Consider the following 25,588-nt stretch of genomic DNA (forward strand, 5'->3'; position numbering starts at 1 on the left):
GACCGATGAGTGTTGGATTTCCCGCGCTGCGCGATCGGCTGCAGCAATTGTCCGAGCTGGAGAGCATCGACGGCGTGTTCGTGCAGCGCTCGTTGGCCGATGATCCGTTCGAACAGCAGTATCTGGAGATTCGGCGCAAGGAAGGCCGGCTCTACACCGATGCGCAGGTGCGTAGCCTGCCAAGGCCCAGCGGCAAGCTCGGCACGACGCTGGAATGGCGGGTGCGCGCGCTGTCCAGCGCGTTGCTGGTGCAGCATCTACAGGCGCGTGCGGGTGAGGGCGCCATTCTCGAACTGGGTTGCGGCAACGGCTGGTTGTCGCAGTTGCTGGCGCAATCGCTGCAACGCGACGTCTGCGGTATCGACGTCAATCGCACCGAACTGACCCAGGCCGCACGCGTATTCGGCCACGACCAGCGGCTGAGTTTCATCGCCGCCGACATCCAGACCCTGGCACTGCCACGTGATCTTTTCGACGTCATCGTGCTGCCGGCCTGCATCCAGTATTTCGCCGATCCTGCCGCGTTGGTCACCCGTTTGCTCGCCCAACTGCGCGAAGGCGGCGAACTGCACATCCTCGACAGCCCGCTGTACGCAGATCCGCAACGCGCCAGCGAAAGCGCCGCGCGCAGCCTGCGCTATTTCACCGAGCTGGGTGTGCCCGCACTGGCCGAGCACTACCATCAACACACTTACGTCACGTTCGATCGGTTTGCAGTGCAATTGCTATTCGACCCGCGACGGCCGAGTGCGCGCCTGCGGCGGATGTTCAAGTTGAAACAGCTGCATTTCCCTTGGTTGTGTTTGCGCAAGCAGGACAACATTGAAGCGATACGCGGTTGATCGAATACACGCGGAACGTCGAATGTCCCTGCGCGCTTCTGTCGCACCTGCATGGCACACTGCCAGCTCATCCATTGACGAGGGCGGGCGGTGATTGGCGAACAGCGTGATCTGACATTTCGTTTTCTGGCCGAACCCAGCGACGTCAACTTCGGCGGCAAGGTGCATGGCGGCGTGGTGATGAAGTGGATCGACCAGGTGGGCTTTGCCGCAGCCAGTGGCTGGAGCGGGCATTACTGCGTCACCGTGGCGGTGGGCGGCATTCGCTTCGTGGCGCCGGTGCGGATCGGGGATCTGGTCGCGGTGTCGGCCAAGCTGGTCTACACCGGGCGCACCAGCATGCATTTCGCCATCGATGTGCGTGCGCGCAGCCCCATGGGCGGCGACTCGCGGTTGTGCACGCATTGCATCATCGTGTTCGTGGCGATGGATCCGGACGGGATCACACCGGTGGCAGTGCCCTCGTGGCAGCCGGACACGCCTGAGGATCAGCGTCTGGCCGAATATGCGCTCAAGGTAATGGAACTGAGCAAGGGCATCGAGGACACCATGTCGCATTACAAGGCGGATGCTGCGCACTGACCGAGTGGCTGCGCACCCGGTGACCCACGCAGGATCCACGTGCTTGCGCGGCGCTGCGGTCGATTGGTTCACTGCGGTTGAAGCACGAACCTAAAAAAACCACTGCCACGAAAAAGGCCGCGGGATCGCCGCGGCCTTCGTCTGTCACGCAGTGGATCAGGTGCCGAGAATCACAGCACCCGACGCGCCTGGATGAACTTTTCGCTCCAGTAACCGCTGGCCAGCGAATCCACGCGCACGTCCTTGCCGCGGCTGGGCGCATGCAGGAACTTGCCGTCGCCGACCACCAGGCCTACATGGTCGATGCGGCCACGCCGGCCGAAGAACACCAGATCGCCCGCCTTGAGCGCGGAGGGGTCCTTGATCAGTTCGGCCGATTCGTCGCGGGCGATGTCGCGCGAGACGCGCGGCAGGTCGATGCCCAGGGCGGTCTTGAACACATAGCCGACCAGGCCGCTGCAATCGAAGCCTTCGGTGGACTCGCCGCCCCAGACGTACGGGGTGCCGAGCAGGGCCATGGCGCGCTGCAGGATCACTTGGACACGGCTGTCGGCCACGGCGTTCTGGGCGGCGTTGGCCGCGCTCTGCGAAACGTCGTAATTGGCCAACAGGCGGCTGAGGTCGCCGGCGAACATCGCCGAACGGTCCATCAGCGGAATGGCGTCATTGGCGGCCAGATGCGGAAGCAGGGCGGCCAGGGTTGCGGTGGCAGCGGCGTCGGCGCGGCTGCGGGTTGCGGCTTTCTCGGCGGCGACGGCGCTGTCTGGCGTAGTCGTCTGCGGAACGGATGAAGAATTGTTGGCGGTCTGTGCCAGAGCGGGAAGGGCTGCGAGCCAAAGAGCGGTGGCGCACAGCAGGCGGAGCGGTTTCCGGGGCGGAAGCGGTGCGGCGCCAGGATTGATCTGTTCGTCGTTCGTCACGCGGGAATCACATTTCTGCTGTCGATGCGCGATGATGCCTTGGTGAAAGAATCGTTACGTTCAAAAAAGGTTAAATTTCCGTTCTTTGACTTGTGATGCGCGTCACGTTTCAATGTAAAACACGCTTTGAACCTGAATAATGGTCACGCCAGTAGGCTCCGTCCAGGAAATCCAAGCGGACTGTACCGCCGGTGCTGGGGGCATGCACAAAGCGGCCTTCACCGACATAAATGCCGACATGTGTGACGTTGCCGCTGGAGCCGAAAAACACCAGATCGCCAGTCGCCAGCTTTTCGGGCGAAATTCTGGGTCCCTGGATGGCGGCCAGCTCGCGCGAGGTGCGTGGTAGCGCCAACGCCAATACATCCTTGTAGACATAGGCGACCAGGCCGCTGCAGTCGAAACCGGTTTCCGGCGTGTTGCCGCCAAACAGGTAAGGCGTGCCGACCAGGCCCAAGGCGCGCATCAGGATGTTGTTGGCGGCGGCCGGGTCTGCCGGCAGTACCTGCGGCCATACGCGCGCAGTCGGCGGTGGGGCGGCAGCCGGGCGACGCACCGGGGTCTGTGCGCAACCGCCCAACAGCACGAGCAGGCCCAGCAATACACTGGCCACGACACGACGGGTGTGAGCGGCAAAAACTGGCGTGATAGGCATGGAGCCGGGATAATGGTCGGTTCGAACAGGTCGCCATGATGGCGGCGCACCCGGCGGCCGACAAGCCGTCCTCCACCGTCTGCCACCGGGCAGCCCATTCAGAGCCAGGCATGAAGATCGAAAAAGACAGCGTCGTCCGCTTCCACTACACCGTTTCGGAGATCGGCCAGGAGCCGATCGAGAGCTCCAAGGAACGTGACCCGTTGGCGATCATGATCGGCCACGGCAACATCATTCCGGGCCTGGAAGCGGCCATGATGGACAAGGAAGCCGGCGAGAGCTTCGGCGTGGACGTCAAGGCCACCGAGGCCTACGGCGAATACCGCGAAGGCCTAAGCCAGCGCGTGCCCAAGAAGCACTTCGGCGCCACCAAGCTGGCACCGGGTACCCAGGTGATGCTGCAGACCAACTTCGGCCCGCGCGCAGTGACGGTGCAGAAGGTCGGCATGAGTGTGGTCGATGTGGATCTCAACCACCCGATGGCCGGCAAGGATCTGCACTTCGATGTGGAAATCATCGACGTGCGTGAAGCCACCCAGGAAGAGCGCGACCACGGACATGTGCATGGCGAAGGCGGCCATCACCACTGAGCGTGGTGATCGAAACGCGTGCGCAGCCGTCAGGCGGGCGTGGTCGGCGCTCCAAATCGGCATGTGTTACGCGTACACGCCGATTTCCGGACGCCTTCCGCTTTCAGCTGACGAGCGCTTGCGACGTTTTGCCAGCCAGGCTGGATGACCTCTGTATGTTGAACGGCCCGCCACCTTGGCGGGCTGTTTGCATTTTGTCGTGCACACCACGCTCCGAGCCTTGATGACACCACGCGATTTTCTGCAACCCATTGCCGCAACTGAGCGCATCGTCGTGCTGGATGTGCTGCGCGGCTTTGCGCTGCTGGGCATCCTGCTGATGAATATCGAAGCCTTCGTCGGCCCGCTCGATCTGGCGCTCACCGGCGTGGATCCGCACTGGCATGGCATCGATCGTGTTGCCGATGCGCTGGTCTACTTCTTCGTGCAGGGCAAGTTCTACACCTTGTTCGCGTTGTTGTTCGGCATGGGCTTTGCGGTAATGGCGCAGCGCGCCGAGCAGGCCGGGCGCGGGTTTTTCGGCACGTATCTGCGGCGGACCCTTGGATTGCTGGCGATCGGGCTGGCCCATGCATTGCTGCTGTGGTCCGGCGATATTCTGGTGACCTACGCCTTGCTGGCGTTGCTGTTGCTGACCACCCGCTCGGTGCCAACGGTGACGCTGCCGTGGGTTGCGGCGCTGGTGTACTGCTGCGCGCCTGGCTTGATGCTGCTGTACGGCGCGGCAGGGACGTTGACGCAGGCCGATCCGGCAGCTGCGATGGAGTGGAAGGCGGCGATGACCGATGCGGCGCAGCAGGCGGTCGCGAACGTGCAGGCGCAGCGCGCCGCGTACGGCAGCGGCACGTACCTGCAAGCGACGCTGCAGCGCTGGCATGACCTGCAGGAAGCGATGACCGGGCTGAGCATCAATGGCCCTGCGATGCTTGGCATGTTTCTGTTGGGCAGCTGGTTTGTGCGCAGCGGCGCGATCGCCGCGCCCGAGCGCTTTCCGCGACTGTTTCGCACGTTGCGTTATGGTGTGTTGCCGCTCGGGCTGGGCGTGATGCTGGTGAGTTATGCGTTGGAGCCGTGGATGGATCCGGCGCGACTGGACTTGCGTGTGTCGGGCGCCTTCGCCTTGTCGTTGATCGCCGGGCCGCTGATGAGCCTGGGGTATGCGGCATGGGTGGTGCGGCTTGCACCGCGCCTGGCGTGGCTCGCACCGGCCGGGCGCATGGCATTGACCAACTACCTGCTGCAGTCGTTGCTGTGCACATGGGTGTTCTACGGTTACGGGCTTGGTTATTTCGAGCAGTTGCCGCGCATGTGGCAGCTGCCGTTTGCGCTGGGGTTGTTCGCGCTGCAGGTGGTGCTGAGTCGGCTGTGGCTGCGCTGGTTCCGCTTCGGGCCGATGGAGTGGCTGTGGCGTAGCGTGACCTATCTGCGCGTGCCGCCGATGCGACATGGCAGCGCGCGCCTGGAGTGACACGTGTCGTAGCACGCGTATTGCTGCGGGTTGCGCGGCATTGCACTGTGCGCAGTTGCCAGGCCAGGCACGCAGGCCAGCACGCAGTGGTGGGCAGGATCGTGACGCATTGCTCGTCGCTGCCATGACGACTGGATCGCCGGTGACGGGTTGGATTGCGCCCGATTGCAGCCGATAGACAAACCATACGCGACCTGCCGTCCGTCCTCACGTCTGGCTCGCGGCAGGGCATGGCATGCTCGCCATCAGCATGAGCACTGCAAGCGAACAACTGATGGCCGATCTGATCACGGGCCGCGCACCTGCGCTGGACCTGCCTGTTTACCGCGCGGAGCGATTCGCATGAGCGCCCGTTACGACTACGACGTGGTGATCCTGGGCGGCGGTTCCGGTGGATTGGCGGCGGCATTTCGCGCGGCAAAACACGGCGCCCGCGTGGCGATCATGGAGCCGAACGAGTTGGGTGGCACCTGCGTCAATCTGGGGTGCGTGCCGAAGAAGGCGATGTGGTTGGCAGCCGATCTGGCCGGAAAAATCGCACTGGCCAGCGCGCTCGGTTTCGATGTGCCGCGGCCGACATTGGCGTGGCAGGAACTGGTCACGCATCGGCAGGGCTACATCGCCAACATCCATGCCAGTTATCGGCGCCGGCTCGATGAGGATGGCGTGGTCATGATTCCGCAACGCGGCGTGTTGCAGGACCGGCACACCCTCATGGGCAGCGACGGCGTGCCGGTGACCGCCGAGCACATCGTGATCGCCACCGGTGCGCATCCACTGCGCCCGGATGTGGACGGTGCCGAGCACGGCGAAGTGTCCGACGATTTCTTCAATCTCTGTCACGCGCCCGCACAGGTGGCGATTGTCGGTGGCGGCTATATCGCGGTGGAAATCGCCGGCTTGCTGCAGGCGCTGGGTAGCCGCGTGCATCTGTTCGTGCAAGGCGAGCGGCTGCTGGAGCGTTTCGATGCCGAACTGACCCTGCAGCTGGCCGACAACCTGCGCCATCTCGGCGTGCGCCTGCATTTCGGATTTTGTACCACCGGCCTGGAGCGCGATGCCGACGGCGGGCTGCGTGTGCATGGGCACCCGGCGCATACGAGCGAGCAGGGCAATGATGTCTTCGACAAGGTGTTTTTTGCCGTGGGTCGACGCGCCAATACCGCAGGGCTGGGTCTGGAGGCGGTTGGTATCGCGCTGGGCGAGAAAGGCGAAATCGTGGTGGACGAGGATCAAACCACCAGCGTGCCGAATATTCATGCGATCGGCGATGTCGGCGGCAAGGTCGGGCTGACGCCGGTGGCGATCACGGCCGGTCGCAAGCTGATGGATCGCTTGTTCGGCAATCAGCCGGATGCGCGCATGGATTACGAAGGCGTGCCGAGCGTGGTGTTCTCGCATCCGCCGCTCGGGCACGTTGGACTGACCGAAGAGCAGGCGCGCGCGCGTTACCACGGTGCGGTGCGCGTCTACCGCAGCAACTTCCGCCCGATGCTGCATGCGCTGGCCGATTCACCCCAGCGCAGCCTGTTCAAACTGGTGTGCGTGGGCGAGGAAGAGCGCGTGGTCGGCGTGCACCTGCTGGGCGAGAGTGCGGACGAAATGCTGCAGGGGTTTGCGGTGGCAGTGAAGATGGGCGCGACCAAGCGCGATTTCGACGAGACCGTGGCGATTCATCCCACCTCGTCCGAAGAGATTGTGTTGATGCATTGAGGTGGTGGTTGCGGCAGCTGTTGCTGTCGTAGCTGCGCGGACGAGAGCAGCAACTCAAAGCCCCTCTCCCCCCGGGAGAGGGGTTGGGGTGAGGGTCGGTAAAAGCGATGCATCGATCAACCTGGAGCTGGTGTTCAATGTCGGCAGTACCTCTTTCGGCATTGCGTAGCGTTTGACTGCTTTGCTTGTTCAGCCGTGCGTGGCTGCGCTCGTACCCTCACCCCAACCCCTCTCCCGGCGGGAGAGGGGCTCTAGATCCTTAAAGTGGCATCCTTGCGTGATGTCCAAGCCTCGCCAAGCCAGTCCTCGTCCGTCTGCCAAACCAGCTGCGCGTTCCGCGTCCAATGGTGCGGCGCTCTCCAGCGAGCAGGCACGACTGCGCATTTTTGAAGTGATCCGTGCGATTCCTTCCGGCCAGATTGCCGGTTACGGCGAAGTCGCTCTGCGTGCCGGCCTTCCCGGTCGGGCGCGGCTGGTGGCGCGCGTACTCAGCGGCAACGACGATCCGCAGCTGCCCTGGCATCGTGTGCTGCGCAGCGATGGCCGGATCGCGTTGCCGGAAGACTCGTCTGGCTACCGCGAGCAATGTCGGCGCCTGCGTGCCGAGGGCGTTGCGGTGGAGCAGGGGCGGGTGCGGCGTGCCAGTGCCGCGCAAACCCTGGATGCGGCTGTGTGGGGGCCTTCATAAGCCTGCCGTTATGATGGTTGGCATTCCGAAGGATGCCGCCATGCCACAACTGCCGCCCGTCACCAAAGCGTTATTGATCGCCAATATCGGCTTGTTCCTGTTGCAGTGGGCATTGGGCGACCTGGGCGCCGGTGTGCTGCCCTCCGATGCGGCGTTGTCGTCGCTGATGTTGTGGCCGATTTCCAACGGCTTCGATGCGTTCTCGCCCGGCGCCAGCTTCATGCCGTGGCAGTTGCTGACCTATGCGTTTCTGCATGGCGGTTTCAACCATCTGTTCTTCAACATGCTGGCGCTTTTCATGTTCGGCGCGGCGTTGGAACAGACCTGGGGCCAGAAGCGCTTTCTGACCTATTACCTGGTGTGTGTGGCCGGTGCCGGCGTGTGCCAGTTGCTGATGGCCTGGTTCACCCAGAGTGGCGCACCGGTGGTGGGTGCCTCGGGCGGGGTATTTGGCCTGTTGCTGGCCTACGGCATGTTGTTTCCCAACCAGCGGGTGATGCTGCTGTTTCCGCCGATCCCGATGAAGGCGCGCACCTTCGTGATCGTGTTCGGTGCGATCGAACTGTTTCTGGGCGCAACCGGCTGGCAGCCGGGCGTGGCGCACTTCGCGCATCTGGGCGGCATGCTGTTCGGTTGGCTGATGATTCGTTACTGGCGTGGCCAATCGCCGTTCGGCGGCAGCGGCGGCAAGGGTGGTAAAGGTGGTCGCAAGCCGCCGTTGCGCGTGGTGCGTTGAGAGAGTGGCGGCGTATCAGATAGACGCTGATCGGTAGGAGCGGCCTTGGCCGCGATGAGGCGTTATCGGTAACGCCTCATCGCGGCCAGGGCCGCTCCTACGAAGAGCAGGGCGTGGTTCTTCGGGATGGAAGAACGCGCGAGACAGACAAAACGAGACAGACAAAAAAAGAGCGCGGAATCCGCGCTCTTTTTTTATTGCCAGTGACTGCGTGTTGGTTGCCAGTGACTGCCTGGCGCTGAAATCAGCGCCAGATCTTCAACTGCTCGGTATCCACACGCTGCATCGGCTGGCCCGGCTTGCAGGTGAACGCTGCACCGAACTCGGGCAAGTTGGACAGCGGGCCGTTGGTGCGCCACTGGCCCGGTGCACGGATGTCGGCGCTTGCACGCTGCACCGCTTCGTTCGGCGACAGCTGCTGTGCCCACAGGCCGGCCCAGGCAGTGAAGAACGCCTGCTTGTCGGCCTCGGTGGCGGCCGTCTGGGCCTTGCTGAAGGCCTGCCAGGCCAGTTCGATGCCGGCCAGGTCGGCCAGGTTTTCTTCGGCGGTCTGCGCGCCGTTGACCTTGACGTTGGGCACGCCCGGGTACGGATAAGCGGCGAACTGATTGGCCACCTTGCCGGTCAGCAACGTCCAGCTGGTCTTCTCGGCCGGCGTCCACCAGCTGCGCAACTCGCCCTTGGCATCCACCAGCGAGCCCTTGGCGTCGATGGCACGGGTGATTTCGTGTGCCACCAGCGCGCCGTAGGCGCCGTACTGCGCGGCCGGGGTGCTGCCGGCGGTCAGCACCGGTGCCTGCAAAACGGCGGCGGTGATAATCAGACGGTTCTGCGCGATGTCGTAGGCCACTGCCGGCTGCTGCGGAAGCACGTCCCAACGGCGGTCGGCGTTGCCCTTGCCGATGCGCTTCATTTCTTCGCGGTGACGCCAGGTCGAGGCGATCAGCATGTTGCCGCCGAAGCTGCCGCGGCCCATCGGCTGCACGGTGTAGTCAAGGTCACGACGCGGTGCGCCGACCTCGATCTTCATCGCCGACAGTTTGGCCTTGGCTTCGGCGATCACCTCGCCGTTGCCCCAGCCGGTGCGCTCCAGCGCGGCCAGCTGTGCATCGCGCACCTGGTCGGCAATGGCTTCGGCCTGACGGCGGGTGTCGCTGCTCAGGTAACGCGCCACGTATTCGCGACCGAGCATCGGGCCGGCGGCGATATTGATCGCGTCCAGCACCTGCTGCCAGCGCTGCGGCGGCAATGCATCGCCACGCAGCAGACGGCCGCGGAACTGGTATTCGGCATCGTGGAAGCTCTTGGACAGATACGGCGCCATCGCATCGCCCACGCGCCAGCGCAGGTAGGCCTTCCACTGGTCCGGCTTGATGCTGACGATCATGCTGTCGAGCTGCTTGAACATGGCCGGGTCGGCCATCGACACCAGATCGTCCTTGACGCCCTGCGCTTCCAGAAAGTCGGCCAGGCGCAGGTTCTTGTACTGCTTGGTCAGCTCCTTGGTGGCGATCGGGGCGTAGTTGTTGAACGGGTTGTTGATGCCCTGCACCGACTGCGCGCTGCGTGCCAGCGCGGTTTCGATCTGCAGCACCGACGCCGCATCGGCTTCGAGGCGGTCGGCCGGGGTGCCGGTCAGCGCCAGCATCTGCTTGACGTAGCTGCGGTAGCGGCCCATCAGCGCCTGGGTGTCGGCATCGGTGCGGGTGTAGAACGCCGGATCGGGCAGGCCCATGCCGCCTTGCATGAAGTAACCGATGTGGCGATCCAGCGCCTTCAGATCCACGTCCGGGCCGAAGTTGAAGCCGACCGGGATACCGACCTGATGCAGCGCGGCGATGGAAGCGGGCACATCCTTGGCCTTCTTGATCGCGTCGATGCGCGCCAGCAAGGGGGCGATGGGGTTGGAGCCGTCCTTTTCGACCGAGGCTTCGTCCAGGCCGCTGGCCCAGAAGTCGCCGAGCAGCTTCTGCACGTTGCCTTGCGGGGTCTTCATCGAGGCGTCCAGCAATTCGCGCTGCTGCTGCAGGGCGCGCTCGGACAACTGGCCCAGTGCGGTGACGGCGCCGGTCTGCGGCAGCGGATTGGCCTTGAGCCAGCCGGCATTGGCGTAATCGTAGAAATCGGTACACGCCGCCGAGACGGCCGGGGCCTTGGGAGCGGCCTTCTTCTTGCGCGCGGCGTCGGCGTCGGGGGCGGACAGCAGCGTGATCAGGCTGAAGCCAAGAGCGAGGGCAAGCGGACGAATGGTGGGCATCGAGAAGAAGGGTGGCCAGATTGAAGTCGGCGGAGTTTAGCAAGGCTGCGCGTCGTGCAGGCGGGCGCGAGCTGCCGTTTGTCCTCGGTGCCGGCCGCTTGCATGAACGCGACAGGCCCGCGTGGGCGGGCCTGTGCGTATTGCCGTCGTGTTGGAAGCGCTTGCAGGTAGTGACTAGCGCGGCGCCTACCAGATCACCACGCGGTCTTTCTCAGGCCGCACCATCGCATCGCCAGGCTTGCACGCAAACGCGGTGGCGAATTGCGGCATGTTGGAGGGTGCGGCGATGGCGCGCAGATTGTCCGGTGAGTGGGGGTCGCTCGCGAGGTAGACCAACTGTTGCTGCTCGCGTGTGAGCCCACGCCAGTTACGCGCAAAGCCCAGGAAAAACCGCTGCTCGGGGCTGTACCCGTCAATATTCGCAACGCGCTCAGGGTGCTGACGCAGTGCGGTTTGCAGCGCGTCGTAGGCAATGTTGATACCGCCCAGGTCGGCGATGTTTTCACCCAGAGTGAGTCTGCCGTTGACATGCATTTTGGGGTGACTTGGCAAGGGAACATACGCATCGAACTGCTTCACCAAGCCGTCGGCACGCTGCTCGAATGCCTTGCGATCCTGCGCAGTCCACCAATTGACGTTGTTGCCCGCGCCATCGAACTGGCTGCCTTGATCGTCGAAGCCATGCGTGGCCTCGTGCCCGATGATCGCGCCGATGGCGCCGTAGTTCAGGGCATCGTCGGCGTTGGCGTCGAAGAACGGCGGTTGCAGGATGCCGGCCGGGAAATTGATGGTGTTGGTACTCGGGCTGTAGTACGCGTTGACCGTCTGCGGAGGCATCGACCACCGCTTGCGATCGGTGGGTTTGCCGATCTGGGCAATGTCGTAGTGATAGTTGAACTTGGCCGCCGCCTGCAGATTGCGGTAGTAGGCCCCGGGAACGATCTCCAGCCCCGACCAGTCACGCCAGGTGTCCGGATAGCCGATCTTGGGCAGGAAGGCCTCCCACTTTGCAAGCGCCTTTGTTTTGGTCTCGTTGCTCATCCAGTCGACGTTTCCGATGCGCGTCTTGAGCGCGGCGCGGACGTTGTCGACCAATTCGGCCGCGCGTTGCTTGGCTTCGGGCGTGAAGACTTTGGCGACGTAGAGCTGGCCAAGGCCTTCGCCCATGGCTTCGTCGACCGCGCGCAGGACGCGTTTCCAACGTGGGCGTTGCTCCGGTTGTCCGGACAGGGCCTTGCCATAGAAGGCGAAGTTGTTGTCGACGAATGCCTTGCTGAGCTGTTTGGATGCCTCGTCGATGGTGTGGAAGCGCAGGTAGGCCTGCCACTGTGCAATTGGTGCACTGGCCAATTGATGGTCGAACGCTGCGAAGAAACGCGGTTGCGACAACGAGAAGCCGGCGCCGACATCCACGCCTTGCGCGGCAAAGAAGTCTTTCCATGAAAAGTGCGGGGTGAGCTTGTCTGCCTCGGCAACGCTGACGAAGTGATATTGGTTCTTGGGTTGGCGTGCATCGGTTGGCGCCAGCGACGCGGCAGCCAGTTGCGATTCCAGTGCCATCACGTCCTTCGCCTGCGCCTCGGCCGCGTCGGCATCGCTACCGGTGAGCTCGAACGACTTGGCGATATAGGCCAGATAGGCCTCACGGATGGGAGCGTATTCGGCAGTGGTGTAGTAATCCTTGGTCGGCAGGCCCAGGCCGCCTTCGTTGGCAAAGGCGATTTGCCGATCTGCCTTGTGGAAGTCTTCGCTTGCGCCGAACTCGAAGACCTTGCCATCGCCCTCCGCATAGCGGCTGGTGATGTACGCGGCGACATCCTTGGCGGATTTCAGCGCGCCAATGGCCTCCAGCTGCGGGCGGATCGGCTGGTCTCCCGCCGCTTCGATGGCGGCTTCGTCCATCCCCGAGGCGTAAAGCAGACCAAGTTTGCGTGCAAGCGGGTCGGCTTGCTTGTCTGCCTGCTTGGCGGCGCTTTCAACAATCTCTCGCTGCGTGACCAGGCTCTTTTCCGTCAGTTCGTCGAACACGCCCCAACTGGTGCGGTCGGCCGGAATCGGATTGGCTTTGGCCCACTTGGCGTTGACGAACGTATCCAGGTTATTGCAGGCGCTTGTTGCCGTGTCCAGCTCGTTGATGTCGAACGAGGATTTGGTTGTGGCGGTGGCGGCGGTTGCCGATGCGCGCGTCGGCGCAGCCGTTTGCGCGGGTGTGCTGCTGTCGTCGGCTTCGCGCTTGCAGCTCGCCAGGGCTACAACCAGTGCCAGAGCGAGCGTAGAGGTCTTGATCGGTGACATGGAAGCCCAGTCGCATGAAAGGACACCGAGCATAAGCGCGTGCGTCTTTGCGAGAGCACGCGTTGAGCTTTGTTGAGGCTTGGTGTTTATGCTCTCGATGGCTGAGTGACGAACTCACGCTTCAAGCATGGATAGATGCGCAGGCGATGCGTTTGTGTGTGCGCAAAAATCCCATCGAAAACGAAGTGGCTGCTGCATGCGAGTGCCTGCTGCCTGCGTTGCGGAAACAATCTCGCGCAGTCCGCTCGCGTCGCGAACGTGCGTTGCGGAAATGCCCAAAAAACGGGCGACGATCAACCGATCGCCGCCCGCGTTGGTTACCGCTTTCTTGCGATTACGATTACCAGATCACAACCTGCTTATCGCCCTGACGTACCATCGCATCGCCGGCCTTGCACGAGAACGCGGCGGCGAAGGCCGGCATGTTCGACGGCGCACCGATGGCGCGGAAGTTGGCCGGCGCGTGCGGGTCGGTCTTCAGGCGCACCACCAGTTCTTCCGGGGTGAAGTTGCGGCGCCACACCGTGGCCCAGTTGAGGAAGAAGCGCTGATCGCGGGTGATACCGTCGCTCTTGGGATCGTCCTTGCCGGCGGTGGCGGTCTTCATCGCGTCATAGGCGGTGTTGAGGCCGCCCAGGTCGGCGATGTTCTCGCCCAGGGTCAGGTCGCCCTTGACCTTGTCGCCAGCGGGGGTTCGATAGCCGTCGAACTGCGCGACCAGCTTGCCGGTGCGCGCCTTGAACGCGTCCAGATCCTTCTGCGTCCACCAGCCCGGATCGGCGATGAAGTTGCCATCGGCACCAAAGCGGCTGCCCTGGTCGTCGTAACCATGCGTCATCTCATGGCCGATCACCGCGCCGATACCGCCGTAGTTCATTTCCTCTGGTGCATTCGGGTCGAAGAACGGCGGCTGCAGGATCGCGGCCGGGAACACGATCTCGTTCTGCAGCGGGTTGTAGTACGCATTGACCGTCTGCGGGCTCATGCCCCATTCGGTCTTGTCCACTGGCTTGCCGATCTTGGACAGGTTCCATTTGTAGTTGTATTCGGACGCGGCCATCACGTTGCCGAGGTAGCTGTCACGGCTGGTGTTCAAGCCATTCCACTCGCGCCACTTTTCCGGGTAGCCGATCTTGGGCGTGAAGCTTTCCCACTTGGCGATCGCCTTGGTCTTGGTCTCCGGGCTCATCCAGTCGAGCTTTTCGATGCGGGCTTTCAGCGCGGTGCGCAGATTGGTCACCAGCGTTTCCATCTTGGCCTTGGAATCGGCCGGGAACGCGACCTTGACGTACATCTGGCCCAGCGCTTCGCCGGTCTGGCCGTTGATGGTCGCCAGCACGCGCTTCCAGCGCGGCTTGATTTCCTTCTGGCCGCGCAGGGTCTTGTTGTAGAACGCGAAGTTCTCATCGACGAACGGCTGGCTCAGGAACGGCGAGGCGCCATCGACGGTGTGGAAGCGCAGGTAGGCGCGCCAGATCGCCGGGTCGGTGTCGGCGATCATCTTGCTCACTTCCTGATGGAAGGCCGGGATCGCCAGCGAGAACATCTCCGGCGTGGTCACGCCCTGCGACTTGAAGAACTCGGTCCACGACCAGTTCGGAGTCAGCTTGTCGGCCTCGGCCGGCGAGATCGGGTTGTAGGCCAGCGAGGCATCGCGCGATAGCTGGGTGCTGGTCTTGGAGACCTTGGCCAGACGGCTTTCGAACGCGACGACCTGCTTGGCCTGCGCGGCGGCATCGGCCGCAGCCACGCCGGACAGCTCCAGCACCTTGGCCACGTGCGCCTGGTAGGCCTCCAGCTTGGCCTTGTTGGTGGCGCTGGTGTAGTACTCCGGATCCGGCAAACCCAGGCCGCCCTGCATGGCGTAAGCGATGTTCTGGCTGGACTTCTTGAAGTCCGCCTCGGCGCCGAAGCTGAAGAGTTCGTTGTTGCCCTTGGCCGCGCTGCTGCGCAGATAGTCGACCAGCTTGGCCTGGTCGCTGATGGCATCGATCGCGGCCAGCTCCGGCTTCAGCGGCTCGATACCCTGGGCGTTGATCTTTGCTTCGTCCATGCCGGTCGACCACAGGTCGCCGACGATTTTTTCCACGCCGCTGGCGCTGGTGTCGGCCGCAGCCTGTTCGACCAGCTGCTGCTGGATCGCATTGGAGCGCTCGTCGAGCATTTCGAACGCGCCCCAGCTGGTGCGATCGCTCGGCACCGGGTTGGCGGCCAGGAACTTGGCGTTGGCGTAGGCGTTGAGATCGGTACAGGCGTTGCCATTGGCATCCAGGTCCGCCGCGGTGAACTGGTTCACCGGTGGCAGCTTGCTCTGGTCCAGGGTCAGCGTCTTGGGTGCAGCGGGCGTGGTTGCCGCCGTGTCGGCCGCGGGGGCGGCAGGCGCGGCGTCTTCAGACTTCTTGCAAGCGCTCAGCGCGGTGGCCACGGCCAGGGTCAACGTCAATAAATGAGGTGTTCGAATCACAAAGGGCTCCAGAAGCAGCGGATTGGGAAGCCCCGTTGCCAGGGCCGTGGCCGGCACTCTACGCCTCGCCAGCCGGATGGCATGGTGTCGAAGGTCATGGGTGCGGCGTGTGTAGATGCGCTGGGCTGACGGCTGTTTGGCATGCGGCTGCTGGATGGCAGCGTGGCGTACGTGCCGTGATGCGCTAGATAGGGAGCCTGCGGCCTTCTCATCATGCGTCGCGTGGTTGTTTGGTTCATGTTCTCGGCAGACATGGACCATGTCGGTGATGGTGAGCGCACATCGGTGGCGATGGTCGCGACTGTGCGAATGGCCGACCCAAGCAAGCGATGCTATATACGAGCGCATGCCCACCGCCTCCGAACCTTTGGACGCACTGATCATCGGCGCCGGCCACAACGGCCTGGTGTGCGCTGCATATCTGGCCAAGGCAGGCAAGCGCGTGCTGGTACTGGAAGCGCGCGATGTGGTCGGCGGCGCAGCAGTCACCGAAGAATTTCATCCCGGATTTCGCAATTCAGTGGCGGCGTATACGGTGTCGTTGCTGCAGCCCAAGGTCATCACCGATCTTGCTTTGGAGCGACATGGCCTGCGCGTGGTTGCGCGCCGCATCAACAACTTTCTGCCGCTGCCGGATGGTGAGTATCTGCTGGCCGGTGCTGGGCGCACCGCTGCGGAAGTCGCCAAATTCTCCGCACGCGATGCCGCTGCATTGCCTGCCTATGAAGCGCGGCTGGAGCAACTGGCCGATGTCTTGCGTGCGCTGGCATTACAGCCGCCGCCCGATGTCACTGATGGGGGCTGGCTGCAAGCGTTGCCGCAGTTGTGGCGAGCGGGAAAGGTGGGGCTGCAGCTGCAGGGCTTGTCGCTTACGTTACGTCAGGATCTGCTCGATTTATTCACGATTTCCGCAGCCGAGTATCTGGATCGCTGGTTCGAAAGCGCACCAATCAAGGCGTTATTTGGCTTCGACGGCATCGTCGGCAATTACGCCAGCCCGTACACGCCGGGTACCGCCTACGTGTTGTTGCATCACGTGTTCGGGCAAAGCAACGGCGTCAAGGGTGCCTGGGGCCATGCCATCGGTGGCATGGGCGCCATTACGCAGGCAATGGCCGCCAGTGCGCGCGAAGCTGGTGCGCAGATGCGTACCGGCTGTGCGGTGGATCGCGTGCTGGTAGAGCAGGGGCGTGCAGTCGGTGTCCTCACCGCTCACGGAGAGACCATTCGAGCGCGTGCAGTGATTGCCAACGTCAATCCGAAACTGCTGTATCAACGCCTGATGCGTCCAGAAGATGTCCCTGTGCCCACACACGAACGCATGGCGCATTACCGCTGTGGATCGGGCACGTTCCGCATGAACGTGGCGCTTTCTCGCCTGCCGGAATTTACCGCATTGCCAGGTGCGGGCGACCATCTCACCGCCGGCATCATTCTCGCGCCGAGTCTGGATTACATGGACCGTGCCTGGCAGGACGCGCGCGCATCCGGATGGTCGCGCGAGCCGGTGGTCGAACTGCTGATTCCCAGCACCTTGGACGACAGCCTGGCGCCGCCTGGGCAGCATGTGGCCAGCCTGTTCTGCCAACACGTGGCACCTCAACTTCCCGATGGTCGGCACTGGGACGATCATCGGGAAGAAGTCGCCGATTTGATGATTGCAACGTTGGAGCGCTACGCGCCAGGATTCGCCGCATCGGTGCTGGGCCGGCAGATCCTCAGCCCCCTCGATCTGGAACGCATCTTCGGCCTGATCGGCGGCGACATCTTCCACGGCGCACTCAGCCTCAATCAACTCTTCAGCGCACGCCCGCTGCTGGGGCAGGGCGGCTACCGAGGCGCAGTGCCGGGCTTATATCTGTGCGGCTCCGGAACCCACCCCGGTGGCGGGGTCACCGGCGCACCTGGACATAATGCTGCGCGGGTGATTTTGGGTGGTTGAGTTGCACTGCTCCTACAAGAGCAAAAAAGCCTCCGAATAATCGAGGCTGAGAGTCGGTCCGATTCAATCGCCGGAAGCGTCATTGCGACGCTTCCGGCATCTGGCTTGATCAGAAGTCGTACGAGGCCGTCAGACGCACGAAACGTGGCGGGTTGTAGTTGAAGTTCTGCCGAGCTGCATCGTAAAGACCGATACCGTAGGTGTTGGAAACAACAAAGGGCGAATCACCTTCGTACACGCCATCCACGCGAGTAGCCGCCCGATCGTTGAGGACATTGAACACCTGCACGCCGAAGGCAAGCTTGTGATCGGCAAAGGCGGGTCGGTAGGTCAGTCCCAGGTCGAGATTCTTCAACCAGGGCGTCCGACCTGCATCACCCGGACTGGACGGCTGCCCGCCGCAGTAGTGGTAGGACGATCCGTAGCCAATCGGATCGTAGTCGACCTCTGCGGCATCCGGCCCGCCATAGAAGCCAAGGCAGGAAATCGGCGTGCCGGACATGACGCGCAGAGTTGCTGAGGCCATCCATTCCGGATTTATCTGATATGCCCCAAATGCCTTGAGCTGATGACGACGGTCATTGGCAAGGCTGCCACCGGCGTAATACATAAGCTCAGCCGAATCCCAGTCCTGCGTCTTGGACACATCTGCTTGACCCAAGTCAGACTTCACTTGGCCCTCGGTATTGCCGTAGCTATGCGACCAGGTGTAATCGACGCGGCCGTACCACTTTTCATCGAAGGGATGCTCCACGAACAGGTCAACCGATACATAGCTGCGCTTGGCCTTATCGGTGAATCCCCAGTCCGACTGCGACATGCCGACCTGCGTGTATCCGGATCCATCCGAATTGGGCAGGTTGTATGTATTGGTTTTGCCAGGATTGAACATCACGCAGCCGGGAATGGTCACTGAACTGGAATCGCCACCGCTAGCGTCGATCTTGTCAGCCATACGGCCGGTATCGCAGACGTCGTCGATGGCCGCCTGCAGCTTGCGATACGTTACCTTGGCACCCGAATTCCAGCTTTCACCAAGCGTTTTCTCGAATCCTAAAATCAATTCATCCTGATATTGGGATTTCAGGTCGGTCGGTGCGAAGGAATTCGGGTCTGGTGCCTGGCCGAACTCGCCGTTGCTAGATACTGGCCCAGGGCCGATGGGGCGCAGGCCGGTCGGTTCGCCGTTTGCATCAATGCCTGTATAGGCGAAGTATTCGTCGGTGTAGGTCGACGCTGACGCACCGCGGATAGCAACTTGGTTTGGCAAAGCAAGATAATAGCGGCCGAGATTGGCGAAGACCTTCAACGAGGAATCACCGAAAACGTCCCAGCTAGCACCGAAGCGCGGCGCCCACTGGTCACCACTATCGACGTAGGCAACATGGTCGCTGTTGAAGTTGGTGAACTTGTCGTTACGGATGCCCAGTGTCAACAGCCAGTGGTCGTTGACCTGCCAGCGATCTTCCAGATAGTAAGCTTTTTGCTCCACCGCCATGCTAGTTGTGGTGGTGAAAATACGTTGCTGAGCATAATAGCCATTCGTGCCCGGACCTGTCGCACCAACGCCGAGCGTACCGCGGACGGGGCTCACTTCGTCTATCGCGCGGCCGTAAATCCACTGATAACCAGGACCAGTCGTGCGTACGCCTTCGTCATAGGCGTTGAAATACATGTTGTCCACGCCAGCAGTCAGATCGTGATCGCCCAGTCGGTAGCTTAACTCAAGGCGTAGATTGCGCGTTTTATTGATTGGATCATCGGCTTTGGATCGATTGGTGGCCTGCCCATTTGAAATGGGTGTGCCGCCATTGACTGCCGGATTTTGCAAGTTAAGTCCGGCGATAAATGGGAGTGGTGAGCTCAGGTTGTTAAATTGTGGATTGTGTTGAGTGCTTCGTCCCCAGGTTGCATTTAATGTCAAATCTTCAGTGATATAGCCTGTATACTTGAAGATGTCGTAGGTATCTTTCATCTTATAAATATCTGCGAGAAGCCCAGATGGTCCCTGGTCGGTCCGGGTTTCATAATCGTAGATGCTGTAATAGCCAGACCTGCGATCCGTGTTCTCGATTCTGGTGTATTCAAGAATATTATTGTCGTTAATATTCCAGTCCAGTTTCCCGTAAAATTTTGGGGAGCTGTATTCGTAGTGATTTCGGCCCTGGTCGTCGTCGACTGTAGACACGTTGGTTGCTGCGCCGTCTGTTTTGTCGGTTTCGCCCGCGACAAAAATAAACAAGCGGTCTTCGATCAGTGGGCCTCCTGCGTAAGCGCTGTAAACTGTGCGACTTTGGACATCGTCCTTGCTGCTACGGTAGATCGTGCCCGGAAGCTCAGGATCCTCGTACCGATAGCGAGGATTGGCATTCAATGTATTGCTAGGGAACCATACATCACCTCGCGAACTACTGAGTGACTTTGGCTCCCAAACTGCTTGAGCACCGAAATGCCACTCGTTTGTTCCGCGCTTGCCAAGCTGGTTAATCACGCCGCCGGTGGAACGGCCGTATTTAGCGCTATAACCGCCCGTATAGGTTTCCTGCTGGTCGATGGCGCCGTAGGGCAGGCTGACGCCACCCAAGTTGCTGAGCGGATTGCTGACGTTGAAACCGTTGATGTAATAGGCATTTTCAGTGACGCCTGAGCCGCCGAAAGACACGACGGAGCGCGAGCCGTTGTTGAATGCGCCGGCACCTGAAACAGCACCGGGAGCAAGCAGCGCGATCGCTTCGGCACTACGGCCCAGTGGAAGGGTTGCAAGCTGTTGAGACGTGATCACCGAGCGCGAGCTGGTGGAGCTGACATCGATCTTCGGCGCATTGGCGGCCGTCACAGTGATCGCGCCGAGCGTCGTTGCGTCGGTGCTGCCGCTGGCAGTTGCGCCAGCAAACGACACCTCTGTGCCGGACCCTACGCGCAGCTGCACATTTTTGCGGGTATCGACGACCTGATCGCCGCGCTTGAGGGTGACGGTATAGGCGCCCACCGGCAACGAGCCGAGGTTGTAACGGCCATTGGCGTCGATGGTGATCGTGCGGCTGAGGCCGGTGTCGCTCTGCACGACGATGGTGCTGCCCGCTTCCGAGGGAGCGCTACCGTAGATGCTGCCGGTCGTGCTTTGTGCGTAGACCGCACCGTTGGCGAGACACGCGCCGAGCACAACAGCCAGAGCGGTGCGCTTGAGGGCGTGGCGACGAAATTGATTGCTCATTCCTAACCTTTCAACTGGGTATCGGGAGAAGTGGCGGTCATCGAAGAGTCAGATGGCCTTAACCCGAACGTAATGAATCTGTGGGCTGAGTCGCAAGCCTTTTGAATGATTCGTTAATGAAAAGGGCGAGATCCGCATCGAATATGCGGATCTGCGCACAAATTGCCTGGCATGCGAATACCGCCCGGCTTGAGTCACGCTAGTATTCATTTTTGTCAGTGCGCGCGATGCGGCGTGACATCGAGCGGCTCAACCGAACGCTACCTTGCCGCCATATCAGTAACTGATTGTCGCGTGTTGCTGGTTTCATCTGAAACATGAAGTCAAAAAAGACCCCGTCAAACGGGGTCTTTTCGATGCATCGCCAACAGGCCTCAGAACCGGACTGTCGTGCCCAGGTAAAAGAACCGCCCGACGTTGTCATACAGCGCAGAATTGAAATCCGAGCCGAAGTAGTTGCGCGGCGGGTCCTTGTCGAAGGCGTTGTCGATGCCCAGGTAGACGTCGATCTTCGAGCCGGGGAACTGATAGCCGAACTGGAAGTTGTGGTACGTGTACGAGCCGTTCTTGATCGGGCTGGCCGAGCCCGGGTTGCTGTTGTAGCTCTCCGGGGTCACGCGCAGATTGCCGTCCACGTAGTTCATGTCCCACGACGCGCGCCATTCGTTCCAGTTGTACTTGGTCTGGAACTGCGCGCGCCAGCGCGGGTCGGTCACGTATGTCACGTACTCGTCGTACTCGGCCGGGAAGTCCTGGAACACCCATTCGCGCGACTGGATCAGGCGCGTGCCGACGAAGCGCAGCACCGTATTGCCTTGGCCAATCTGGAAGCGGTAGTCCATTTCCAGATCCACGCCCACACGCCGCGAGCGTGACAGGTTTTCGTTGAGCGCCTGCCAGCCGATGATGCTGTGCTCGGGATAGATGCGTCCCTGCGGGTCGGTGAATCCACCCAGCGGGGCGCGCTGCACGAAGCCGCAGAAGCTGTTGTCGATGCCGCCCGGATTGTCCACGCAGCGCGTCACGTTGGTCTCTGCAGTCACCGTGCCGATCGCGTCCTGCAAGTCGATGCGCCAGTAGTCGATCGACATGCCGAAGCCTTCGAAGAACTCCGGTTGCCAGACCAGACCATACGACAGACTGCGCGCGCGTTCCGGCTTCAACTCTGGATTGCCGCCGCTCACACCCGGGCGGGTGGCGGTGTAGGTGTCGATCCAACCGACCGGCACGCCCAGCGCGCTGCAGTTGGCCTGGCGCAATGCCACGTCGCCAGCGGTACCAGGACGATTGGAATTGGTCGGCAGGTAGTTGCAAGGATCGTTGATGGTCGCGAAGTTCTCGCTCTGCGAGTCGTACAACTCGCCGATGCTGGGTGCACGCACCGCCTGTGCCACGGTGCCGCGCAGACGCAGCGACGGGATGATGGTCCAGTCCAGGCCCACGTTCCAGGTCTTGGTCGAGCCGATGCTGTCGTAGTCCGAATAGCGCCCTGCCACATCCAGCGCCAGTCGATCCACGCCCGGCAGGCCGGCCAGCAATGGAATGGTGCTTTCGACGAAGATTTCCTTGACGGTGTACTCGCCGCCGCTGTTGGGGATGGCGTTGAGGAAGGTCACGCCCGAGGCTGCCAACGGATCGGTGATTTCCTCGCTCTGCTCCTTGCGGTATTCCACGCCACCGGCAAAACCGATGTCGCCGGCCGGCAGCGACAATAGGTTGCTGTTGGCCACCGATGCGCTGAACACGGTTTGCTGGATCTTGGCCTGCGCGCGCGCGGTAGTGTTGAACCATGCGGCGGCTTCCGGCGTGACCGCGCCATTGCCGAACACGCTGAAAGGCACGCAGCCTTCGCGTGCCAGCGCCGAATAGACGCGGTTAGTATTGGGGTTGATCGCGTTCGGATCCAGCGTGGTGCGGCAGACGATGTTGCCGCTGGCATCGCGCGCGGCATCGATACCGGCCTGCCAGCGCTCGTTGATGCGGTTGTTGAGGTTCAGACGGTCGACCGTGGTCTTGCCGTAGTTGGCAGACACGTCGTAGGTCCAGTTATCGGTGAAGTTACCTTCCGCACCGAGCACCGCGCGATAGGTCTTGCGCTCGATGTTCTCGCCGCGACGACCGGCATCGACGTTGAAGCGGTTCATCAGGATCTGCGTGGCACCGCGCGAATCCATCAGCGCACCGAGTTCGGGACTGACATACGGATTCTGGCGACGCACGCGCAGCGAACTGTCGAACGCCGGCTGGCCGAAGAATTCCGAATCGGTCTCGCTGTACTTGCCTTCGAAGAACAGGCGATGGTTCTCGCTGATCTCGAAGTTGATCATGGTGTTGACGCTCTTGCGATCGAAGCCGGGCTGCAGGTCGGCCACCGCGTTCAGATCGGCGAAATCGCAGTCCACACACGAGGTGTTGCTCACTACCGTGCCGTTGTAGCGATTGCGGCGGAAGCTGCCGTCGTCGTTGAACAGGTAGCGGTTGCCGTAGCTGGCCGGGTTGCGGAAATCGAACGTGCCCAGGTTGAAGGTGCCGCCGTAGGACGTGGAATGGTTGCCGCCCGGGCCGCTGAGTACGTTCTGCGGATTGCTCTCGCTCGGAGGGCGGGTGGGATCGAAATTGGGGTTCTGCACCGACACCAGGTACTCGCGACCGATGGCGCGGTTGCCGCGGCCGAAGCGGTCCTGCTTGCTGTATTCGCCAGACACCGCGATGTTGCCGCGGCCCTCCGCAAAGTCGGTGCCTGCCGAGAAGCTGGCAAAGGAGCGGTTGTAGTTGCCCTCATCGGCCAGGCCGGTCTGCGCGCGCGTCTCGAACCCGGTGAAGTTCTTCTTGAGGATGAAGTTGACCACGCCGGCCACTGCGTCGGCGCCGTACACGGCCGAGGCGCCACCGGTGATGACTTCGACGCGTTCGACCCATTCCACCGGGATCGTGTTGACGTCCACGGCGGTCGAGCCCGGGCTGGAACCCACGTGGCGACGCCCGTTGACCAGCACCAGGGTGCGATCCACGCCCATGCCGCGCAGGTCGAGCAGGCCCAGACCGGCGGTCCCGATGAAGCGGGTGGAATTGCCCAGCGTGTAGCTCGGCGCCAGCGCAGGCATGCGTGCCATCAGGTCGCTGATGGTGGTCGCGCCGGTGGCGCGGATTTCTTCGGCGCTGATCGCCGTGACCGGCGAGGGCGTCACAAAGCCGGTACGCGCGATGCGCGAGCCGGTGACGGTGACCTTGTCCAGATCGGTGGTGCCGGGCGCGACACCGTTTTCTGATTGCGCTGCAGCCTGTCCGGCAGAAGCGGCCAGTACGGCAAATAATGCGGTGCTCAAACGATGGCGGTGTGCGTGTTGCGGAAGACGACTCGACATGACCTTGCAGATTCCTCGCTGGGGTTTGGCGAAACAGCCGTGCTCGCTGAGCGGCGGCTGAACTTGATCCCGAACGTAACAATTCCTTAAGAGTGTGTCTATATTTGTGAAATATGTCTTTGCTTGACACATTCGTATCGGCTTGTGTGAATTTCTTCAGCGAAGTCGCCAGGGCGGATGTGTCTGGACGAGCCGGTACACTGACCACCTCCATGGCGCAGTACCCGGCGGCGTTTTTCGTCGCTGCCGCTGCGCCCACGACGAATTCAGGTAGGCAATGACGACGATGTTGGAAGGTGTTGCGAGCGCGGAGATCGACTCCGCGCAGGTGTGCCGCGCATGACCGGCGAGCGCAGAATCCCCGCGCATGCGGTACAGGGCGCGCTGGCGCCGCATCCGCGGATTCGCAATGTGATCGCGGTCGGCTCCGGCAAGGGTGGTGTGGGCAAGTCCACCACGGCGGTGAATCTGGCGCTGGCCTTGCGTCAGCAGGGCGCGCGCGTCGGTGTGCTGGACGCGGACATCTACGGGCCGAGCGTGCCGGCGATGCTTGGGTTGAGCGGGCGGCCGGACAGCCCGGACAACAAGTCGATCGAGCCGCTGCGCGCATTCGGCATCGAAGCGATGTCGATCGGCTTGCTGGTCGACCAGGACACGCCGATGATCTGGCGCGGGCCGATGGCGACCTCGGCGTTGACCCAGCTGTTCAACGACACGCTGTGGGATGACCTGGACTACCTGCTGATCGACCTGCCGCCAGGAACCGGCGACATCCAGCTGACGCTGTCGCAGAAGATTCCGGTGGCCGGCGCGGTGATCGTCACCACGCCGCAGGACATCGCCACGCTGGATGCGCGCAAGGCCTTGAAGATGTTCGAAAAGGTGGAGGTGCCAGTGCTGGGCATCGTCGAAAACATGGCAGTGCACACCTGTTCCAGTTGCGGCCACCGTGAGCATCTGTTCGGCGAAGGCGGCGGCGAACGCATGGCGGCGCAGTACGGCGTGCCCTTGCTGGGGTCGTTGCCGTTGGAGATTGCGATCCGCGAGCAGGGCGATGCCGGCCAGCCGATTGTCGTTGCCGCGCCCGAGTCGGCAGCAGCCAAGGCCTATCTGGCCGCCGCTGCGCGCCTGACCGAAGAGCTGGGCAAGCGCCCGCGCGCCAGCATTCCGATTTCGGCCTCGTTGCTGTAGCGCGCGGGTCGGCCAGCAGTGCCGGCCGCTTGTTAGAATTCGCCGTCTTCGCGCGGGCCGCTGGGCCCGTCGCCTTCCGTCTTCAAGGAACATCACATGAGCATCAAGAGCGACCGCTGGATCAGGCGCATGGCCGAGCAGCAGGCGATGATCGAGCCGTTCGAACCCGGCCAGATCAAGCACGACGCCGCCGGCCAGCGCATCGTCAGCTACGGCACCTCCAGCTACGGCTACGACGTGCGCTGCTCGCGCGAGTTCAAGATCTTCACCAACATCAACTCGACGATCGTCGACCCGAAGCACTTCGATCCGGGCAGCTTTGTCGATATCGAATCCGATGTCTGCATCATCCCGCCGAACAGCTTCGCGCTGGCCCGCACGGTCGAGTACTTCCGCATCCCGCGCGACACCCTGGTGGTGTGCCTGGGCAAAAGCACCTACGCGCGCTGCGGCATCATCGTCAACGTGACCCCGCTGGAGCCGGAGTGGGAAGGCCACGTGACCCTGGAATTCAGCAACACCACGCCGCTGCCGGCGCGCATCTACGCCAACGAAGGCGTGGCGCAGATGCTGTTCTTCCAGTCCGACGAAGTCTGCGAGACCTCGTACAAGGACCGCGGCGGCAAGTATCAGGGCCAGACCGGCGTGACCCTGCCGCGCACCTGA

The 25,588-nt window shown here is 62.4% G+C and carries 16 protein-coding genes, 1 other RNA gene and 2 pseudogenes; 12 read left to right on the forward strand and 7 right to left on the reverse strand.

Annotated features, from left to right (window positions below; genetic code table 11):
• Positions 1–5: 5 nt before the first annotated feature.
• Together AC1PLU_RS07870 and AC1PLU_RS07875 are read left to right on the forward strand one after the other, a co-directional pair.
• The gene (locus tag AC1PLU_RS07870) at positions 6–842 is read left to right on the forward strand and encodes a class I SAM-dependent methyltransferase (RefSeq protein ID WP_481108140.1); all 837 of its coding nucleotides are present in this window, start codon (positions 6–8) and stop codon (positions 840–842) included.
• 90 nt (positions 843–932) lie between these two features.
• Positions 933–1,424, forward strand: a complete 492-nt coding sequence (locus AC1PLU_RS07875; protein WP_006449965.1) for an acyl-CoA thioesterase — start codon at positions 933–935, stop codon at positions 1,422–1,424.
• 170 nt (positions 1,425–1,594) lie between these two features.
• On the opposite strand, the gene AC1PLU_RS07880 is transcribed toward AC1PLU_RS07875, so the two are convergent.
• Complete coding sequence (locus AC1PLU_RS07880) at positions 1,595–2,344, reverse strand: C40 family peptidase (protein WP_481108141.1); 750 nt, start codon at positions 2,342–2,344, stop codon at positions 1,595–1,597.
• Positions 2,345–2,453: 109 nt separating this feature from the next.
• Positions 2,454–3,111: pseudogene (locus tag AC1PLU_RS07885) on the reverse strand (C40 family peptidase).
• Here AC1PLU_RS07885 and AC1PLU_RS07890 point away from each other — a divergent pair.
• From AC1PLU_RS07890 to AC1PLU_RS07920, 7 genes and pseudogenes are all read left to right on the forward strand, one after another.
• Complete coding sequence (locus AC1PLU_RS07890) at positions 3,110–3,589, forward strand: FKBP-type peptidyl-prolyl cis-trans isomerase (protein ID WP_006449968.1); 480 nt, start codon at positions 3,110–3,112, stop codon at positions 3,587–3,589. The pseudogene AC1PLU_RS07885 and the gene AC1PLU_RS07890 sit on opposite strands and share 2 nt — an antisense overlap.
• A gap of 61 nt (positions 3,590–3,650) precedes the next feature.
• Positions 3,651–3,726: non-coding RNA, sX9 sRNA (locus tag AC1PLU_RS07895), on the forward strand.
• Positions 3,727–3,812: 86 nt separating this feature from the next.
• A complete protein-coding gene (locus tag AC1PLU_RS07900) occupies positions 3,813–5,057 on the forward strand; it encodes a DUF418 domain-containing protein (protein ID WP_481108142.1) in 1,245 nt (414 codons plus the stop codon).
• Positions 5,058–5,262: 205 nt separating this feature from the next.
• A pseudogene (locus tag AC1PLU_RS07905) lies at positions 5,263–5,403 on the forward strand (amino acid dehydrogenase); the annotation flags it as partial.
• Positions 5,400–6,770: a glutathione-disulfide reductase gene (gene gorA / locus AC1PLU_RS07910; RefSeq protein ID WP_481108143.1), complete on the forward strand. Its 1,371-nt coding sequence runs from the start codon at positions 5,400–5,402 to the stop codon at positions 6,768–6,770. The pseudogene AC1PLU_RS07905 and the gene gorA, both read left to right, overlap by 4 nt.
• Positions 6,771–7,050: 280 nt before the next feature.
• Positions 7,051–7,458, forward strand: a complete 408-nt coding sequence (locus AC1PLU_RS07915) for an MGMT family protein (RefSeq protein ID WP_481108144.1) — start codon at positions 7,051–7,053, stop codon at positions 7,456–7,458.
• A gap of 40 nt (positions 7,459–7,498) precedes the next feature.
• Positions 7,499–8,194 carry a rhomboid family intramembrane serine protease gene (locus AC1PLU_RS07920; RefSeq protein WP_043889734.1) on the forward strand — a complete coding sequence of 232 codons (696 nt, stop codon included), beginning with the start codon at positions 7,499–7,501 and terminating at the stop codon, positions 8,192–8,194.
• Between the two features lie 244 nt (positions 8,195–8,438).
• Here the strand turns inward: AC1PLU_RS07920 and AC1PLU_RS07925 are convergent, their stop codons facing one another.
• From AC1PLU_RS07925 to AC1PLU_RS07935, 3 genes are all read right to left on the reverse strand, one after another.
• Positions 8,439–10,451 carry a M13 family metallopeptidase gene (locus AC1PLU_RS07925; RefSeq protein WP_481108145.1) on the reverse strand — a complete coding sequence of 671 codons (2,013 nt, stop codon included), beginning with the start codon at positions 10,449–10,451 and terminating at the stop codon, positions 8,439–8,441.
• Positions 10,452–10,637: 186 nt separating this feature from the next.
• On the reverse strand, positions 10,638–12,746 hold the full coding sequence (locus AC1PLU_RS07930; protein WP_481108146.1) for a M13 family metallopeptidase: 2,109 nt from the start codon (positions 12,744–12,746) through the stop codon (positions 10,638–10,640).
• Between the two features lie 340 nt (positions 12,747–13,086).
• Positions 13,087–15,189 (reverse strand): M13 family metallopeptidase, encoded by a 2,103-nt coding sequence (locus AC1PLU_RS07935; protein WP_481108485.1) that lies wholly within the window; start codon positions 15,187–15,189, stop codon positions 13,087–13,089.
• A gap of 367 nt (positions 15,190–15,556) precedes the next feature.
• Here AC1PLU_RS07935 and AC1PLU_RS07940 point away from each other — a divergent pair, with 367 nt between their 5' ends.
• Positions 15,557–17,152 (forward strand): phytoene desaturase family protein, encoded by a 1,596-nt coding sequence (locus tag AC1PLU_RS07940; RefSeq protein ID WP_481108486.1) that lies wholly within the window; start codon positions 15,557–15,559, stop codon positions 17,150–17,152.
• Between the two features lie 109 nt (positions 17,153–17,261).
• On the opposite strand, the gene AC1PLU_RS07945 is transcribed toward AC1PLU_RS07940, so the two are convergent.
• Together AC1PLU_RS07945 and AC1PLU_RS07950 are read right to left on the reverse strand one after the other, a co-directional pair.
• Positions 17,262–20,366, reverse strand: coding sequence for a TonB-dependent receptor (locus tag AC1PLU_RS07945; protein ID WP_481108147.1), 3,105 nt, complete (start codon positions 20,364–20,366; stop codon positions 17,262–17,264).
• A gap of 374 nt (positions 20,367–20,740) precedes the next feature.
• Entirely contained in the window at positions 20,741–23,731 is a 2,991-nt protein-coding gene (locus AC1PLU_RS07950) for a TonB-dependent receptor plug domain-containing protein (RefSeq protein WP_481108148.1), read from the reverse strand.
• Positions 23,732–24,070: 339 nt separating this feature from the next.
• Between AC1PLU_RS07950 and apbC the strand changes: the two genes are divergently transcribed.
• Both apbC and dcd read left to right on the forward strand, forming a co-directional pair.
• Positions 24,071–24,922 (forward strand): iron-sulfur cluster carrier protein ApbC, encoded by an 852-nt coding sequence (apbC, locus tag AC1PLU_RS07955; protein ID WP_055827655.1) that lies wholly within the window; start codon positions 24,071–24,073, stop codon positions 24,920–24,922.
• A 96-nt stretch (positions 24,923–25,018) separates the two neighbouring features.
• Positions 25,019–25,588 carry a dCTP deaminase gene (gene dcd / locus AC1PLU_RS07960; RefSeq protein ID WP_481094524.1) on the forward strand — a complete coding sequence of 190 codons (570 nt, stop codon included), beginning with the start codon at positions 25,019–25,021 and terminating at the stop codon, positions 25,586–25,588.

This window comes from Xanthomonas sp. NCPPB 2933 (assembly GCF_056725225.1).

Bases quoted from the DNA above. Each gene is read 5' to 3' on its own strand.
- AC1PLU_RS07870 (WP_481108140.1), top strand. From the start codon at position 6: ATGAGTGTTGGATTTCCCGCGCTGCGCGATCGGCTGCAGCAATTGTCC.
- AC1PLU_RS07940 (WP_481108486.1), top strand. From the start codon at position 15,557: ATGCCCACCGCCTCCGAACCTTTGGACGCACTGATCATCGGCGCCGGC.
- AC1PLU_RS07925 (WP_481108145.1), bottom strand. From the start codon at position 10,451: ATGCCCACCATTCGTCCGCTTGCCCTCGCTCTTGGCTTCAGCCTGATC.
- AC1PLU_RS07915 (WP_481108144.1), top strand. From the start codon at position 7,051: ATGTCCAAGCCTCGCCAAGCCAGTCCTCGTCCGTCTGCCAAACCAGCT.
- dcd (WP_481094524.1), top strand. From the start codon at position 25,019: ATGAGCATCAAGAGCGACCGCTGGATCAGGCGCATGGCCGAGCAGCAG.
- AC1PLU_RS07920 (WP_043889734.1), top strand. From the start codon at position 7,499: ATGCCACAACTGCCGCCCGTCACCAAAGCGTTATTGATCGCCAATATC.
- gorA (WP_481108143.1), top strand. From the start codon at position 5,400: ATGAGCGCCCGTTACGACTACGACGTGGTGATCCTGGGCGGCGGTTCC.
- AC1PLU_RS07900 (WP_481108142.1), top strand. From the start codon at position 3,813: ATGACACCACGCGATTTTCTGCAACCCATTGCCGCAACTGAGCGCATC.
- apbC (WP_055827655.1), top strand. From the start codon at position 24,071: ATGACCGGCGAGCGCAGAATCCCCGCGCATGCGGTACAGGGCGCGCTG.
- AC1PLU_RS07890 (WP_006449968.1), top strand. From the start codon at position 3,110: ATGAAGATCGAAAAAGACAGCGTCGTCCGCTTCCACTACACCGTTTCG.
- AC1PLU_RS07945 (WP_481108147.1), bottom strand. From the start codon at position 20,366: ATGAGCAATCAATTTCGTCGCCACGCCCTCAAGCGCACCGCTCTGGCT.
- AC1PLU_RS07930 (WP_481108146.1), bottom strand. From the start codon at position 12,746: ATGTCACCGATCAAGACCTCTACGCTCGCTCTGGCACTGGTTGTAGCC.
- AC1PLU_RS07950 (WP_481108148.1), bottom strand. From the start codon at position 23,731: ATGTCGAGTCGTCTTCCGCAACACGCACACCGCCATCGTTTGAGCACC.